1 protein-coding gene is annotated in these 397 nt (G+C 53.9%); it reads left to right on the top strand.

The window, feature by feature from the left end; translation table 11 throughout:
* Positions 1-286, top strand: a 286-nt coding sequence (locus tag LD028_RS13905) for a type II secretion system F family protein (protein WP_237812099.1), incomplete at its 5' end; no start/stop codon positions are given.
* Positions 287-397 lie beyond the last annotated feature (111 nt).

Raw genomic sequence — 397 nt, 5'->3', positions numbered from 1 at the left:
GCGCGCCGGAGGGAACCTCAGCGAAGTGCTGCAGGAGATGGCAGAAACGCTGGAGGATCGGCGGATCGTCAACCAGGAGATCAAGACGATGACCGCCGAACAGCGCTACGTCTCCATTCTGGTACCGATCATGCCGATCGCCCTGGTGCTGATGATGAACACGATGAACAAGGGGTTTATCGATCCGCTGTTCTCCGGCTTCGGACTGATCCTGCTGGGCGTGTTTATCCTGGGAACGATCCTGTCCTATGTGCTGGTCCGAAAAGTAACCAATATAAAGGTGTGAGACGATGGACGCGCTCATGGTCACCTGTCTGTTCCTGTGTTTGCTCTTTTTCGCCATTTTTTTGAAGGAAACCTACCGCTATTCCGTGGAGAAGGAAAAGCTGCTCACCCA

This window comes from Anoxybacillus sp. LAT27, assembly GCF_022030075.1.
Lineage (GTDB): Bacteria > Bacillota > Bacilli > Bacillales > Anoxybacillaceae > Anoxybacillus > Anoxybacillus kestanbolensis.
This window is presented reverse-complemented; position numbering and strand designations above follow the sequence as displayed.